We start from the raw sequence: 15,312 nt of genomic DNA, 5'->3' as shown, positions 1-15,312 counted from the left end.
TCCATGCCGAAAAAAATTATAAGAAATCTTCAGTTCGGGATAGGATTTTCCATCCTGATCCTGATTGCAAGTTCACTGGCTTCCTACTTCAGCATTCAGAACCAGATGAACCACCGTGAAAGCGTTGGAAAAAGCAGACGCGTTGTAACGGCGGTAAAAGATATTCTGGTTGCGGTTCTTGATGCGGAAACCGGAAACAGAGGATATCAGCTTACCGGTCAGGAAGTTTTTCTGGAACCCTTTAAAAGAAGCATTTCAGAATATTCAAAGACATTTGAATATGCAAGAAGCCTGGAAATTACAGATCCAAACCAGAAAAGACTTCTGGATCTTCTGGAAAAAAATGTAGAGACCAATCTTGCCAATATGAAACTCTTTGTGGAAAACCGCAGAAGAGGTATCGTAATGACGCAGGAACAGATGGAAGACAGTAAGCAATATATGGATCGATGCAGACAGATTGTAAAAGATTTCTCCGAATACGAAGAAAATCAGCTTGCTGTAAAAACCAAAGATCTTAATAAATCTTCACGCACAACTGTTTTCTTCATTATATTTTCTTCCATTGCCGCCATCATCGTTACCGCATTTTTCTATGTAAAACTAAGAGCAGATCTTATCCGAAGAGACAAACTTGAAAAAATGCTGAAAGCAAAAGATGAGGAAATGTCCAGAAGAGTAGTCGCAATCAAACAGATTGCCAACAGAATTGCCAACGGAGATTATAACCAGAGAGTCGTAGATACGGCTGAAGATGATCTCGGCGACTTGGTAGATTCTTTAAATAACATGACGGAATCTTTGAAATTGTCTTTTGATACTATTAATAAAAGTGACTGGAGACAGAAAGGTCTTGCCATTCTTAATGAATCTCTCGTAGGAAACAAATCGGTAAAAGACGTTGCCAAAGCATCTCTTCATCAGCTTATTGAATATGGAAACTGCATCAACGGATCAATTTATCTGTATGATGAAGGTTTACTTAAACTGAACATCGCTTTCGGACTGGAAAACAATATGAAGAAAGTTTTCGAGCCCGGAGAAGGAATGGTAGGTCAGACTTTCATCAGCGAAAAAACTCAGGTGTACAATAATCTTCATGAAGATGATTTTGTGGTAACCTTTGCAAGCAGCACCATCCAGATTTACGGGATTATGCTAATCCCTATTTTTGCAGACGGTTTCATTATCGGAGTTCTGGAATTAGGCTCAACTACCAACTTTGAAAAAGACAGAGTCGATTATTTCGTAGAGTGCAGCAGAAATATAGGAATTGCTTTAAGCGCGGCAAAAGGTCGCGAAAAAGAACAGCAGTTGCTTGAAGAAACACAGGCACAGTCGGAAGAATTACAGGTTCAGCATTCTGAGCTGGAAAATCTGAATACCGAACTCGAAGCACAGACCCAGAAACTTCAAGCTTCAGAAGAAGAGCTGAAAGTTCAGCAGGAAGAACTGATGCAGGCAAATGCCGAGTTGGAAGAGCGTTCAAGACTTTTGGAAGAAAAAAATCATCTGATTGCAGAGCGCAACACAGAAATCCAGAAAAAAGTGGAAGAACTGGCTTTAAGTACGAAATACAAATCTGAGTTCCTTGCAAATATGTCTCATGAGCTTCGTACACCGCTGAATTCAATTCTCCTTCTTTCAAGACTGATGGCTGAAAATCCGGATGAAAATCTTAACGAAGATCAGATAGAATCGGCTAAAGTAATACAAAGCTCAGGAAGCAGTTTATTAACCTTAATTGATGAAATTCTGGATCTTGCCAAAATTGAATCCGGAAAAATGACTCTGGAATATCAGGATGTTATTATCAATGATGTGGTAAAAGACTTAAAAGATCTTTTCAATCCTGTATTTCAGGAGAAAAATCTTCAGTTTAACATCAATATCGATGAATCTCTTGAAAAAAATATCGAAACCGACCGTTTAAGAGTAGATCAGGTTCTGAGAAACCTATTATCGAATGCGTTGAAATTTACCACAAAAGGAAGCATCGATTTAAACATTGAAAAAGATCCTAAAAAAGCAGATTTTATCATCTTTTCCGTAAAAGATACCGGAATCGGGATTGCAGAAGACAAACAGAAAATTATTTTTGAAGCCTTTCAGCAGGCAGACGGTTCCACAAGAAGAAAATTCGGAGGAACAGGTCTCGGACTATCGATCAGTCGTGAAATTGCCAGATTATTAGGCGGAGAACTTACCCTGAAAAGTAAAGTAGACGAAGGAAGCGAATTCAGTTTAAGCATTCCTTTAAAGGCAATTACTGAAACTCCTCAGGTTGAAAAAGATCAGAATCTCGTAGAAATCATCCGTGAAGATGTTGAAGAAATCCAGAATATTCTTGATGAAAAACAAACGGAAGAAAAAGAAACGGTAAATACCCTTCAGATTCCTGAAAATGTAGACGACGACAGAAATACCATTCAGGAAGGCGATAAAACCATTCTGATTATTGAAGATGATACCAATTTTGCCAAAGCATTGCTGAAATATGCTCATTTGCAGAACTATAAAGCTGTGATTGAAGTAAGAGGAGACCGTGGTCTGTCTGCAGCACTGGAATATCGTCCGCAGGCAATTCTGCTGGATGTTCAGCTTCCTGTAAAAGACGGATGGCAGGTAATGGATGATTTAAAATCCAATCCCGAAACAAAACACATTCCGGTACACATGATGTCCGCGCTTCACGTAAAGAATGAAAGCCTCATGAAAGGGGCGATTGATTTCATCAGCAAACCTGTTGCACTCGATCAGATGACCGATGTTTTCAGAAAGATTGAAGAAGCCCTTAAAAAAGGTCCGCAGAAAGTATTGATTGTAGAAGAAAACGCAAAACACGCGAGTGCATTGTCTTATTTCCTCAGCAATTTCAATATTTCATTGTCGGTAGAAAATAACGTGCAGGACAGCGTAAAAGCCTTAACGGCAAATCATGTAGACTGTGTCATTCTGGACATCGGAGCTTCAAGAGGAAACGAATATGAAATTATAGAATCCATAAAAAGTTATGAAGGACTGGAGAATCTTCCGATCATCATCTTTACCGAAAGAAATTTATCCAAATCCGAAGAACTGAAAATAAAGCAGTATGCAGACTCCATCGTTGTAAAAACAGCACATTCTTACCAGAGAATTCTGGATGAAGTGGGATTATTCCTGCATCTGGTGGAAGAGAAAAATAATTCCATTGAAAATGTAAGAAGCAAAACAATGGGATCGCTTACGGAAGTTTTAAGCGGTAAAAAAATACTCATTACCGATGATGATGTCCGTAATATTTTCTCTCTTACCAAAGCACTGGAAAAATACAAAGTAGAAGTTGTGGTTGCTATGGACGGAAACCATGCGATCCAGCAGATTAAAGAAAATCCTGATGTGGATGTGATCCTGATGGATATGATGATGCCCGAACTCGACGGTTACGAGGCGATCAAGGAAATCAGAAAAATGCCTAAATTCAAAAGACTGCCGATTATTGCCATTACCGCAAAATCCATGATCGGAGAGCGTGAAAAATGCATTACCGCAGGAGCTTCAGATTATATCTCCAAACCGGTGGATATCGATCAGTTACTATCCTTACTTCGTGTTTGGTTATATGAAAGTTAAACAGCTAAAATTCTGATGAATAAAAAAATTCTTATCGTGGACGATGATCCGCGTAATATATTTGCTTTAAAGCTCACCCTGAAAGCCAGAGGATACCACATTGAAAGCAGTACAATGGCTCAGGAAGCCATTGAAGTTTTAAATAATGACAACCATTTTGATGTGGTTTTAATGGACATGATGATGCCGGAAATGGATGGGTATGAAGCCATAAAGATGATAAAAAATACACCTTCTATCAGCAATATTCCCGTAATTGCAGTTACCGCACAGGCTATGCCTGAAGACCGCCAGAAATGTCTGGATGCAGGAGCGGCAGATTATGTTTCCAAGCCGATAGATGTAGACCTTTTAATGAACGCTATAGAAAAATTATCGTAAATGCTGGAACCAAGTATTGTAAAAGATGAAGAAGTAGAATATCTTATTAAAGATGTCTACGATATGTACGGCTACGATTTCTCAGAATACAGCCGCGCTTCCTTCAAGCGCAGAGTGAACCGTATATGCCTGATCGACAGATTTACAAGCTTTGCAGAGTTAAGATATACAATACTTAATGATCCGGAATACCTGAAAAGATTCATCGAAGAAATTACTGTGAATGTAACGGAAATGTTCCGCGATCCTCAGTTCTTTAAAGCATTGCGGGAGAAAATTCTTCCGCAGTTGGGAACCTATCCGCTTATCAGAATCTGGGTGGCTGGATGTTCTACCGGAGAAGAAGCCTACTCAATGGCTATTTTGCTTAAAGAGGCAAATCTTTACCATAAATCTTTAATTTACGGCACAGATCTTAATCCTTCCGTTCTGGAAACAGCAAGAGCAGGAGTTTTTCCTTTGCAGCAGATGAAACTGTATTCCGAAAACTATATTTTATCGGGCGGGAAAAAGGATTTTTCAAATTATTATACGGCGAATTACGACAGTGTGAAATTTGATAAAAGCCTTCAGGAAAAACTGATCCTTTCTACCCATAATCTCGTTTCCGACAGTTCTTTCAACAGTTTTCAGCTCATTATATGCAGGAATGTTCTTATCTATTTCGATCGCGGTCTTCAGGAAAGAGTATTCCAACTTTTCGACAGCAGTCTGGAAAATTTAGGTTTTTTAGCTTTAGGTGCAAAAGAAACCCTTAGATTTTCTAAATTAGACAAAAATTATAATCAGGTGGATGATCAGAAGATATGGAAAAAAATAGATCACCAGTAAGCTGTTTTTATCATGAAGAAGAGTACAAATATCGAACTGATTGTTATCGGAGGTTCCGCAGGAAGCTTGCAGGTGATTCTGGAAATGATTAAAAAAATAAACGAAAAGCTGGATTTTGCCATTTTGCTGGTAGTTCACAGAAAAGCACATTCCAACAATATCCTGCAGACCTTACTGCAGCAGTTTTCGCCTGTGGAAGTTATTGAGATTGAAGACAAGACCGAAATTCAGAATAATAAAATTTACATTGCTCCGGCAGATTACCATTTATTATTCGAAAATAAAAATATCATGTCTCTGGACAGCTCGGAAAAGATGAACTATTCCCGTCCTTCCATAGATGTAACCTTTAAATCTGCGGCGGAAATTTATGGGGAAAGGATGATTGGTGTACTGCTTTCCGGAGCCAATGCAGATGGCGTGGAAGGTTTGGCATACATCAAAAAAAACAATGGAAAAGTCTGGATTCAGGATCCAGAAACCGCAGAAGTAGATTATATGCCGAAACACGCTGTGGAAGAAATTAATTTTGATCTGATTATAAAGCCGGATAATCTGGCAGAGTACATCAATCAGTTATAAAAATATAACCCCTAACTAAAGTTAAATAGATATGAGCAAGAAGAAAATTTTGATTTTTGATGATGATAAAACTATTTTAGAAGTCATCACCATCATTTTTGAAGAAAATGGTTATCAGGTCGAAATTTCGGAAACTTCACATGACATTTTGGAGAAAGTAGAGCAGTTCCAGCCGGATGTTATTCTTATGGACAACTGGATCCCGAAAATCGGTGGAGTGGAAGCAACAAGGCTTCTGAAAAATCATCAGGAATTTAAAAACATTCCCGTGATTTATGTAACGGCAAACAACGATATCATTGCCTTGGCGAAAGAAGCTCAGGCGGATGATTATGTTGCCAAACCTTTCAATCTTGAAGATTTAGAAGATAAAGTTGCACAGTATCTGCAGTAATATTCGAAAAATTTAAAGTAATTCTCTCAAAAAATAAAACTCCCTGTACAAAGCTGTACAGGGAGTTTTATTTAAACAATTTCCTGCATTTCCCTAGAATCGGTTTCAGGATAAATTTCAACTGCTTTCTGCATCTGTTCTGTTGTACAGACTCCGATATTTATTTCTGTGATTACAGAGGTCAAAACCATTTTTATATCGGGCTGCGAAAGAATTTTTTCCGAGAAAGTAGTGGCAATAATCGGTTTTTTGGAAACCAGATTTTCGGTAAATGTATATTCTCCTCTCAAATCAATTTCTGTATTGAATTGCTGCTTAATGACTAATCTTAAATACTTGTTTATTAAATCTTTATTGGCTAACAGGTTTTCCATCTTAAACGTGTTTGTAATATTATAATAATATTCATGCCATACTTTCATTTTAAATCTTAAAATTTTCTTAATCATCATTTAAAATATAAGAAATACCGTAAAATAGTGCAACCGATTGAATCGTATTGATAAATTGCCACCAATTCGGGATTTACGGCAAGTAATTTGTTGCACAAAACAAAACTCACACAGAAACACCAAAACTTTGAAATATGAAAATAAGAACCTATCATGTACTGGTTGCTACTTCCTTGATAATGGCAAGCTGTTCAGATACCATCGAAGAAAATGGAGGGACTAATACACCTTCGCTTCCTCCGGTAGAATCCAATGCAGCCAATACGAATTATCAGCCGGCTTTTGCAGGACAGACCAGAGCGAGCGGCACGAAAACTTCAACACCTTATGTAAGTGAAGTGGTAACTTCAGCTCTGGCTTCCCCTTGGGGAATTACAGCTTTGCCGGATGGCAGGCTGCTTATCACCGAAAAGGCGGGAACCATGAGAATCGTAAGCAGTACCGGAACCTTAAGCAATGCCATTACCGGGCTTCCTTCCGTAAATTCAGGAGGACAGGGAGGATTGCTTGGACTTTGTGTAGATCCGCAGTTTACTTCCAACAGAATGGTGTATTGGGTATTCTCTGAAAATGTTTCAGGCGGAAATATAACTTCTGTGGCAAAAGGAAGACTCTCCAATTCAGAAACAACAATAGAGAATCCGACGATAATTTACAGGGCAAATCCTTCTGCCAATGTGGGAAATCTTCATTACGGAGGAAGAATTGTTTTTGATAGCACAGGAAATCTGTTTGTGAGTACGGGAGAACGTTCTGATCTTTCTACAAGACCTCTTGCACAGTCGGTAACCGCGGCTTTAGGCAAGATCCTGAGAATTACAACCAGCGGACAACCCGCTCCCGGAAATCCTTCATTTTCGCAATCCGGGGCGTTGCCGGAATTATACAGCATCGGACACCGAAATCCTCAGGGAATTGCCATCCATCCTGTAACCGGAGAATTATGGCAGAGTGAGCATGGACCGAGAGGAGGAGATGAGATCAACAGGGTTTTGGCAGGTAAAAATTATGGCTGGCCAACCATTACTTACGGAATTGAATACAGCGGAGCCACCATCGGCGCAGGAATTCAGCAGCAGGCAGGAATGGAACAGCCGGTTTATTATTGGGATCCTGTAATTTCGCCAAGCGGAATCACTTTTTATAAAGGAACCACCATTCCGGAGTGGCAAAACAATCTTTTCGTAGCTTCCCTAAGCGGAATGCACATCGCAAGACTGGTTATGGAAAACAACAAAGTAATAGGCGAAGAAAGACTTCTTTCAAACGAAAACCAGCGTTTCAGAGATATTACACAGGGAACAGATAGTAATTTATATGCAGTGACGGACGGAGGCAGACTCTACCGTATCCGTAAACAATAATTTCAAAAGATTTTTTAAGAATCAACGCCGGAAAAAGATATTTCATCTTTTTCCGGCTTTTTTATTATAAAACTTGTCTAAACTTTTTTACCGCAAAAGAAGCAAAAGATTTTAACTTTAAGTTTAATACTTAAATCGAAAAAAAGATAATATAAAAGACTAAAATTAACATGAGTTCAATTCAAGAACAATACAAATTATCAAAAGGAATGGGCTTTAGCCCATTTAAATAGTTTTGCGAAATATAATGGCTTTAGCCAAAGCTTAAAGTGAAAGAAAATTTTAGGAATTTATAAACCATGATTATCATTAGCTGAGTTTCACGCCCTTGCGCTCGAAAAATATTCTCATAAATTTCAAAGTAACCTCAATGAACTTAGCGTTTTCAAAAAAGAACGTTAAGTGTGATGATGAAAATTAACGTGAGTTCAATTCAAAATCAATACAAATTATCTGTAGGAATGGGCTTTAGCCCATTTAAATAGTTTTGCGAAATAAAATGGCTTTAGCCAAAACTTAAAACGAAATAACATTTCAGAGATTTAAAAATCATCATTGTAATTATATGATTTTCAAGACTTTGTGTTCGAAAAATATTCTCATAAATTTCAAAGCAACCTCAGTGAGCTTAGCGTTTTCAAAAAAGAACGTTAAGTGTGATGATGAAAATTAACGTGAGTTCAATTCAAGACCAAAACAAATTATCAGTAGGAATGGGCTTTAGCCCATTTTTAATGTTTCTATGAAATAAATCGGCTTTAGCCAAAACTTAAAGTGAAATAAAAATTTCAGAGATTTAAAAACCATGATTATCATTAGCTGAGTTTCACGCCCTTGCGCTCGAAAATATTCTCATAAATTTTAAAGAAAACCTCAGCTAACTTAGCGTTTTCAAAAGAACGTTAAGTGTGATGATTAAAATTAACGTAAGTTCAATTCAAGAACAATACAAATTATCAGTAGGAATGGGCTTTAGCCCATTTTTAATGTTTCTATGAAATAAAATGGCTTTAGCCAAAACTTAAAGTGAAATAAAGATTTCAGAGATTTAAAAACCATGATTATCATTAGCTGAGTTTCACGCCCTTGCGCTCGAAAAATATTTACATAAAAATTTCAAAACAGCCTCAGCGAACTTAGCGTTTTCAAAAAAGAACGTTAAGTGTGATGATGAAAATTAACGTGAGTTCAATTCAAAACCAATACAAATTATCAGTAGGAATGGGCTTTAGCCCATTTAAATAGTTTTGCGAAATATAATGGCTTTAGCCAAAACTTAAAGTGAAATAAAAATTTCAGAGATTTAAAACCATGATTATCATTAGCTGAGTTTCACGCCCTTGCGCTCGAAAAATATTTTTATAAATTTCAAAGCAGCCTCAGCGAACTTAGCGTTTAAAAAAGACACCATAACAATCTCTGCTCAACATCTATTAAACCTCAATGAACACGTCTTTTAATATTCCAATGAGGTTATCCATCGATCCCGATACGTTATTCAATTATCTGTATAGGTTCTGGACAGGTTCGGAGATGTGTTTTATTATTCCGGAATGGTCTTTCACCTCTTCGTATCGATGTAAAACGTGTCGCGAGATCTAAATGACGTATCACGAGATCTTCAAGACCTTAACGGAAGCATCAAAAACCTCAACGGACATGTTGAATAACGTATCCAAACCATTATTTAACGTCTTCGAAAGAGTAGAGAACGTATCCGAAACCATACACAATATATCCCGATAGGTTCAGAACGTATAATTTGAGGTTTAGAACGTGAAAATTAGGATAAATTAAAGGTGTATGAAAAAAAACGGACAATGAAAATTAATCCATCGTCCGTACTAAATTTAACATTAAAATTATTTTCCGCCGCCGCCGTTTTTCTCAACATCGGTTTTGGTATTTTCTTTTACTTTCTGGTTTCCGAAACGTTTTACAAATGAAATAGATGCTCCGTACCAGTCCCATTTTGAAGCATTTCGGAAAGTTCCTCCCTGCACAAAAGTGGTGGCATCGTAATTCGGTCTCTGGAAAATATTCATGAGCTGAAGGCTGACTTCCATCTGGGTTTTCGGGAATATCTTCGTGGCAGAAATATTATGAAAGACGTTTGCTTTGTTCGTCGTAGAATTTCCGTTATTCTGGTTAGACACTTCTACCCATGCGCTCAGATTAATATTTTTATTAAACAGATTCGTATACGTAAGGTTGGTGGAAGCACTCAGATAGCTGATGTAATTATTAGCATTTTCCAAACCGTTTTTCCTGTTAAAATCGCTGTTGTCAATATAATACCATCCTAAACCAAGATTCACCGTAAATTTATTTTTGAAAAAAGTCTGGTTCGTATTGGCAAAAACATAATATTTATGAACTTTCCCGAAAAAGTTGGAGGGCTGCGTAATGGTGATGTTTTGAGGATTTCCGTTGATATCATTAATGGTTCCCGTTACATAATTGGTCCAGTAATCCTGATCGGTAAACATATATCTCGCAGAGATAAAGTATTTTTTATGAATGCCTAACTTCATATAAAGCCTGTCGCTTGGGTTGGGTTCCAGATCGATGCTTCCACGGCTGTAGAATCCGTCGCTGTTAGGGATCATAAACGGATTGAATTCCGCATACCACGGTCTCCAGATATTTTTGTTATACGTTAAACTTAAATCATAATTGTCTGAAAAAGAATATTTCAATAAAATATTGGGCAGCAGTTTTCCGTAAGAATCTCTTCTCGAAGTTCCTGCATTATCCTGACGTATTTTATAATCGATGTATTCATAACGGAGTCCGATTCTGGTTTCCAGTTTTTTGAAGAATGTTTTGCTGTAGTTGGCGTACAGGGAACTGATGTTGTCTTCATAGTGGAAAACATCTCCGGAACTGAGCCCCGTAAGCATATTTCCATATAAGCTGTTTGGGATCACATTATTATTGAAATCGATCTTTCCGCCGACTTCAAAATTTCCGCCTTCTTTTCCGATAGGCTGCGTGTAATCTACTTTCAGGTAATAATTTCTGTTTTCGGTATCTGTAAGAACTCCTATTTCCTGTTTTTCATCCGGTTTGGATTTGTACATCATATTTTTTACAAAATAATCGTCACTCGACTGTCCGTAATAATTGAAGCCCAAATTAATGTCAAGGATTTTATTCTTTTCCTTATCATACCATTTATAAAAAATATTGGAGCCGAAGTTTCTGTTAAGTCCCGTAGAATTTTGGTTCTGAAGATAAGAATTTTCGAATAGTCCGTTAACATTTCTCAATCCATCTGCATCGGTATTGGAAGAAGAGTTGCTTTGGTAATATTCAAGAATTACACCTACTGTATTTTTATTATTCAGTTCAAATTCTGAAGTGGAGGAAAGGGAAGGACTTTTGTATCTTCCTATGGTTTTAGAATTTCTGTAAGTTTCAGAATTTTCAGCATCCACTTTATAAAGACTGGAATTGCTCTGTACGTTGGTATTGTCGCTGTAGCTTCCGATGAAGGTCTGTGTAAAGCTTTTACGGTGATAATTTAAATTCAGGTTGGTATACTGAGAGTTTTTGGTGTTCTGTCTGTTGTTTAAAGTAACGCTCCCTTTAATTCCTTCATCATCACGCTTTTTCAATACAATATTGATGACAGAACCTGTTGCTTCATAGCGGGAAGACGGACTTGTAATCACCTCAATTTTCATCAGGTTGTCTGCCGGAATCGTTTTCAGGTATTCTTTCAGTTCCTTTCCTGTAAAAACAGATTTTCTGTCGTTGATGTAAACGGTTACGGTTTCTCCTTCAGCTTTTATGGCATCATTGTTATCAATACTTACCAGCGGAGTCATTCTCAAGACGTCCCAAGTCGTGTTTCCTGCAAGAATAGAGCTGTTGGAAACATTAAAAACGGTTCTGTCTACTTTGGATTCAATGGTTGGTTTTCTTACCGTTACGGTAACTCCTTCAATAGCCTTCTCCTTAGATTTTAGAGTATCCTTTTCAGCCTGTGCAAATGTAAATATGCCCGCTAAAAAGGCAATCGGTATCAAAATATTTTTCATGTAAAAAAACTATGTTTCCTACATAAGACACTTGAAAGGGAATATTTGTTACATCACATCGTATTAATTCTATAATAAATTTTTAAAGGCTGAAAGGTCAATTGTTTACAGAAGCTAAAAAAAAGCTATCCGGAAAGTACAGATAGCTTTTATTTAATTTTTACTGAATAACAGCGGTTCTTGTTCTTACAGTATGTGCTGAAAAATAGCCCAAAGCTCCGTTGCTGATGTTGCTTGGCGGATTGGCGGGAGTAATTCCTCCGCCGGGACCGCTTCCTGAAAGCTGAAGAAGTGCAGAATAATAGGTATACACTTTATCATCAATACACTGCATTTCTACATGAATAACATCTCCCGCAACCACTTTGATATCATTCGCGTTGCTGTCGTCGTTGGGAAGCAGAAGAGGTCTCTGGTTCGGTAATCCGTTGTTCACATTATCGGAAAATTCGGAGAAGAATTTTTTCGGATTGCTGTTTACGGTATACACAAACAGATAACGATTTCCTAAAGTTGCCGGATCTGTGAAAAGCGGCAGAAGCGTATAGCTCGTCTGTCCTGCCACAAGGAAAGAATCCTGCTCCAGACCGTCAAAAGAAACAGCCTGCGGCATTGTACTTTGTGCGGTATACTGTTTTCCTTCTGCGTTAATGGTTAACGTGTAAATTCTTCCGGGCTGTCCCACAAAGGTGGAAGTTTTATAATTTCCGTTTCCTGCATACTGAAGCGTTTCCGTTTGTCCTGTATTGTCACTTAAAACAACCTGCGCATTTGTCACGGCAGGATATTGGTTCGCCTGTGTAAAGGCTACGGATTTGGTAATCTTCACAAAATAGGGGCCCGCCTGATCGGTAATGTTTCCTTCAATAACAATCTGTCCGCTCTGATCTTCGAGATCCAGATCTATTTCTTTTTCGCAGGAAGTGACTAAAAATAAAGACAGTATGATTAAAAATATATTTTTCATGAATTAAAATTTGAAATTATACGTAATGTTTGGAACCCATCTGAACAGGGCGGTCTGCATCGCGCGTGTTGTTCCCGGCTTATCCGGATTGTCTTCAAAAGTGATGGTATAAGCATTTTCTCTGCCGTAAATATTATAAATTCCGAAAGACCATGATCCTTTAAAGCGTTTATTGTTTACAGGTTCGTACGTTGCATTAAAATCCAGTCTGTGGTAAGCAGGCATTCTGTCTGCATTTCTGCTGCTGTACTGGAAAACCGTCTGTCCGTTCAGTTCATACTTTCCGGTCGGGAACGTAACTGCATTTCCGGTGCTGTATACAAAAAGTCCCGAGAACGTCCATTTCGGATTAAGCTGATAAGTGGCAACAACTGAAAGATCGTGCGTTTTGTCCTGTCTTGCGTTGTACCATTCGTTATTATTGATTCCGTCGATTTTTCTCTCCGTTTTGGATAAGGTGTAGGAAATCCATCCGGTTAATCTTCCGCTTTTCTTTTTGGCGATGATTTCAAATCCGTAGGCTCTTCCTTTTCCGAACAGCAGTTCGCTTTCCACGTCTGCTGCAGTGTCGAAAGTAATCTGGGCTCCGTTTTTATAATCGATCTGGTTCTGAAGAGACTTATAATAGATTTCAGCATTGATTTCATAATTGTTGTTGCTGAAATTTCTGCTGTAGCCTAAGCTTACCTGATCTGCAATTTCAGGCTTTACTGTAAAGCTGCTTCCAATCCACTGATCGGTAGGATTTCCGCTTCCGCTGTTGCTTAAAAGGTGTAAATTCTGAGTATTTCTGGAATAGCCTCCTTTAATGCTGCTTACTTCGTTAATCCTGTAGTTTGCCGTAATTCTCGGTTCTACATTAACGTATGTTTTCCCGAATTTTCCTTTTTCAACAAATTCAGAATCTGTAAGAACTCCGTTTTCATAGGTGTTAAACACATCACCTCCCAAAACGCTGAACAGGGAAAGTCTGGCTCCGTAGTTGATCGTCAGTTTTTCGGTAGCTTTAAAATCATCATTAATATAGAAAGCATTTTCCCAGGAATATCTCGGGTTTCTCGGATAACTGCTCACACTCGTTCCGGAAGCGCTGCTTGGTGTAATCGTATGATAAATAGACTGCAACCCAAACTTTACCGAATGTTTATTTCCCGCAAACCATGAAAAATCCTGTTTCAGGTTCCAGTCCTCAATCTTGGAACTCAGTCCGAAGGTATTGTTATTACTGCTTAAGCTTACGTTATAATTGTAGTTGCTGTAAATTAATGAAGTATTGGAGAATAATTTGCTGCTGATGATGCTGTTCCAGCGCAGGGTAGCTGTCGTATTTCCCCAGTCGCTTGAAAAAGTGTCGCCCAATCCCAAAACATCACGCCCGAAATAACCGGATAAATACAAACGGTTGTTTTCATTGATCTGATAATTGGCTTTTAAGTTCAGATCATAAAAATATAATTTGCTGTCTTTGAAATCGTCTGTTGCTTTTAGAAAAACATCGGCATACGTTCTTCTTCCCGAAACAATGAAAGAAGATCTTTCCTTCTGAATAGGACCTTCCACGCTCAGTCGGCTGCTGATTAATCCCAATCCTCCGTTTACATTGTATTCTTTGTTGTTTCCGTCCTTCATTTTTACATCCAGAACCGAAGAAAGCCTTCCTCCGTATTGGGCAGGACTGTTTCCTTTGATGATGCTTGCATCTTTCAGCGCATCACTGTTAAACGTACTGAAAAATCCGAGCAAATGAGACGCGTTATAAACGGCTGCTTCATCCAGTAAGATCAGATTTTGATCCGTTGCACCGCCTCTTACACTGAATCCGCTGTTTCCTTCGCCATTGCTTTTGATTCCGGGAAGAAGCTGTATGGTTTTCAGAACATCTTTTTCTCCAAACAGAACAGGAAGTTTTTCAATATTTTTAATGCTTAAGGTTTCGGTTCCCATCTGTGCAGAAGTAAGATTTTTATCTTTTTTCACTCCGGAAATCACTACCTCATCAATTTTTCCGGTTCTTTCTTCCGCTTCGTTTTCTCCGGAACTCAGTTCGAGATCCTGCTTGATGTTATCTTCTACGGAGATACTTTTCGTAAAATCCTTAAAACCCGGATTAGAGATCATCAAAGTATAATTTCCTTTGGGAAGAGAAAGCGAGTAGAAGCCGTAATCGTTGGCAACAACTGCAATGGTAGGATCTTCAGCAACTTTCACCGTAACGCCTATGAGAAGTTCTCCGTTTTTCTTATCTTTCACAGTACCGCTTACAGAATATTTCTGCTGGGCAAAAACTGCCGTACTGAAACAAATTGCTGCTGCGGTAGTGGCAATTTTAAATGATAATGTCTGCATGTAAGTTTCTTTATTATTTGAATAATTCGTTAACTATAAATTATTACATCTCCTGTATGTGAAGAGAGTATAAAATTAATGCTTTAATCTGAACTTTGGCAACGTTCGGGAAAAGTTCATATGAAAAACGGATTTTAAAGATTTTTATTGGCTTAAAATTTTTAAGAATACATGAAATTTTTTAAAATTTAAATAAAATGGTTTAGACTTTTAAGTTGTTAAAGTAAAAATTTTGGTATTGTTAAATTAAAATATATTTCATAAATTAGTATTATGAAATGTTATAAATGTCAATCATTAGATAAAGTAAAAGCGGGTTTTACAAGAGGTTTGC

11 protein-coding genes are annotated in these 15,312 nt (G+C 37.8%); 7 read left to right on the top strand and 4 right to left on the bottom strand.

Going from position 1 to position 15,312, the window contains the following annotated elements; genetic code table 11:
• Window positions 1–3 precede the first annotated feature (3 nt).
• Genes H6W53_RS07275 through H6W53_RS07255 form a run of 5 tightly spaced genes read left to right on the top strand, consistent with a single transcriptional unit; the run spans window position 4 to window position 5,803 of the window.
• On the top strand, window positions 4–3,615 hold the full coding sequence (locus H6W53_RS07275; RefSeq protein ID WP_185205637.1) for a response regulator: 3,612 nt from the start codon (window positions 4–6) through the stop codon (window positions 3,613–3,615).
• Between the two features lie 15 nt (window positions 3,616–3,630).
• Window positions 3,631–3,996 carry a response regulator gene (locus H6W53_RS07270; RefSeq protein ID WP_185205636.1) on the top strand — a complete coding sequence of 122 codons (366 nt, stop codon included), beginning with the start codon at window positions 3,631–3,633 and terminating at the stop codon, window positions 3,994–3,996.
• The gene (locus tag H6W53_RS07265) at window positions 3,997–4,827 is read left to right on the top strand and encodes a CheR family methyltransferase (RefSeq protein ID WP_116099704.1); all 831 of its coding nucleotides are present in this window, start codon (window positions 3,997–3,999) and stop codon (window positions 4,825–4,827) included.
• A gap of 12 nt (window positions 4,828–4,839) precedes the next feature.
• A complete protein-coding gene (locus H6W53_RS07260; RefSeq protein ID WP_185205635.1) occupies window positions 4,840–5,409 on the top strand; it encodes a chemotaxis protein CheB in 570 nt (189 codons plus the stop codon).
• Between the two features lie 31 nt (window positions 5,410–5,440).
• Complete coding sequence (locus H6W53_RS07255) at window positions 5,441–5,803, top strand: response regulator (RefSeq protein ID WP_185205633.1); 363 nt, start codon at window positions 5,441–5,443, stop codon at window positions 5,801–5,803.
• Between the two features lie 71 nt (window positions 5,804–5,874).
• On the opposite strand, the gene H6W53_RS07250 is transcribed toward H6W53_RS07255, so the two are convergent.
• Window positions 5,875–6,177 carry a hypothetical protein gene (locus H6W53_RS07250; protein ID WP_123956619.1) on the bottom strand — a complete coding sequence of 101 codons (303 nt, stop codon included), beginning with the start codon at window positions 6,175–6,177 and terminating at the stop codon, window positions 5,875–5,877.
• A 212-nt stretch (window positions 6,178–6,389) separates the two neighbouring features.
• On the opposite strand from H6W53_RS07250, the gene H6W53_RS07245 reads away from it, so the two are divergent.
• Both H6W53_RS07245 and H6W53_RS07240 read left to right on the top strand, forming a co-directional pair.
• Entirely contained in the window at window positions 6,390–7,619 is a 1,230-nt protein-coding gene (locus H6W53_RS07245; protein ID WP_185205631.1) for a PQQ-dependent sugar dehydrogenase, read from the top strand.
• A gap of 1,443 nt (window positions 7,620–9,062) precedes the next feature.
• Window positions 9,063–9,221, top strand: a complete 159-nt coding sequence (locus tag H6W53_RS07240; protein ID WP_185205629.1) for a hypothetical protein — start codon at window positions 9,063–9,065, stop codon at window positions 9,219–9,221.
• A 260-nt stretch (window positions 9,222–9,481) separates the two neighbouring features.
• Here H6W53_RS07240 and H6W53_RS07235 read toward each other — a convergent pair whose 3' ends face one another.
• The 3 genes from H6W53_RS07235 to H6W53_RS07225 all read right to left on the bottom strand — a co-directional run bounded on the left by H6W53_RS07235 (window position 9,482) and on the right by H6W53_RS07225 (window position 14,978).
• Entirely contained in the window at window positions 9,482–11,665 is a 2,184-nt protein-coding gene (locus H6W53_RS07235; protein WP_185205627.1) for an outer membrane beta-barrel family protein, read from the bottom strand.
• A 160-nt stretch (window positions 11,666–11,825) separates the two neighbouring features.
• A complete protein-coding gene (locus H6W53_RS07230; RefSeq protein WP_185205625.1) occupies window positions 11,826–12,632 on the bottom strand; it encodes a DUF4249 domain-containing protein in 807 nt (268 codons plus the stop codon).
• A 3-nt stretch (window positions 12,633–12,635) separates the two neighbouring features.
• The gene (locus tag H6W53_RS07225) at window positions 12,636–14,978 is read right to left on the bottom strand and encodes a TonB-dependent receptor (RefSeq protein WP_185205622.1); all 2,343 of its coding nucleotides are present in this window, start codon (window positions 14,976–14,978) and stop codon (window positions 12,636–12,638) included.
• Between the last annotated feature and the right edge of the window lie 334 nt (window positions 14,979–15,312).

Source organism: Chryseobacterium sp. C3 (genome assembly GCF_014218905.1).
Lineage (GTDB): Bacteria > Bacteroidota > Bacteroidia > Flavobacteriales > Weeksellaceae > Chryseobacterium > Chryseobacterium mucoviscidosis.
Note: the sequence above shows the minus strand (reverse complement) of the source record. Positions and strands in the feature narration are given on the sequence as shown.

What these genes read in the sequence shown, in the direction of transcription:
- H6W53_RS07270 (WP_185205636.1), top strand. Translation starts at nt 3,631, where the DNA reads ATGAATAAAAAAATTCTTATCGTGGACGATGATCCGCGTAATATATTT.
- H6W53_RS07240 (WP_185205629.1), top strand. Translation starts at nt 9,063, where the DNA reads ATGAACACGTCTTTTAATATTCCAATGAGGTTATCCATCGATCCCGAT.
- H6W53_RS07275 (WP_185205637.1), top strand. Translation starts at nt 4, where the DNA reads ATGCCGAAAAAAATTATAAGAAATCTTCAGTTCGGGATAGGATTTTCC.
- H6W53_RS07225 (WP_185205622.1), bottom strand. Translation starts at nt 14,978, where the DNA reads ATGCAGACATTATCATTTAAAATTGCCACTACCGCAGCAGCAATTTGT.
- H6W53_RS07260 (WP_185205635.1), top strand. Translation starts at nt 4,840, where the DNA reads ATGAAGAAGAGTACAAATATCGAACTGATTGTTATCGGAGGTTCCGCA.
- H6W53_RS07235 (WP_185205627.1), bottom strand. Translation starts at nt 11,665, where the DNA reads ATGAAAAATATTTTGATACCGATTGCCTTTTTAGCGGGCATATTTACA.
- H6W53_RS07245 (WP_185205631.1), top strand. Translation starts at nt 6,390, where the DNA reads ATGAAAATAAGAACCTATCATGTACTGGTTGCTACTTCCTTGATAATG.
- H6W53_RS07265 (WP_116099704.1), top strand. Translation starts at nt 3,997, where the DNA reads ATGCTGGAACCAAGTATTGTAAAAGATGAAGAAGTAGAATATCTTATT.
- H6W53_RS07255 (WP_185205633.1), top strand. Translation starts at nt 5,441, where the DNA reads ATGAGCAAGAAGAAAATTTTGATTTTTGATGATGATAAAACTATTTTA.
- H6W53_RS07250 (WP_123956619.1), bottom strand. Translation starts at nt 6,177, where the DNA reads ATGGAAAACCTGTTAGCCAATAAAGATTTAATAAACAAGTATTTAAGA.
- H6W53_RS07230 (WP_185205625.1), bottom strand. Translation starts at nt 12,632, where the DNA reads ATGAAAAATATATTTTTAATCATACTGTCTTTATTTTTAGTCACTTCC.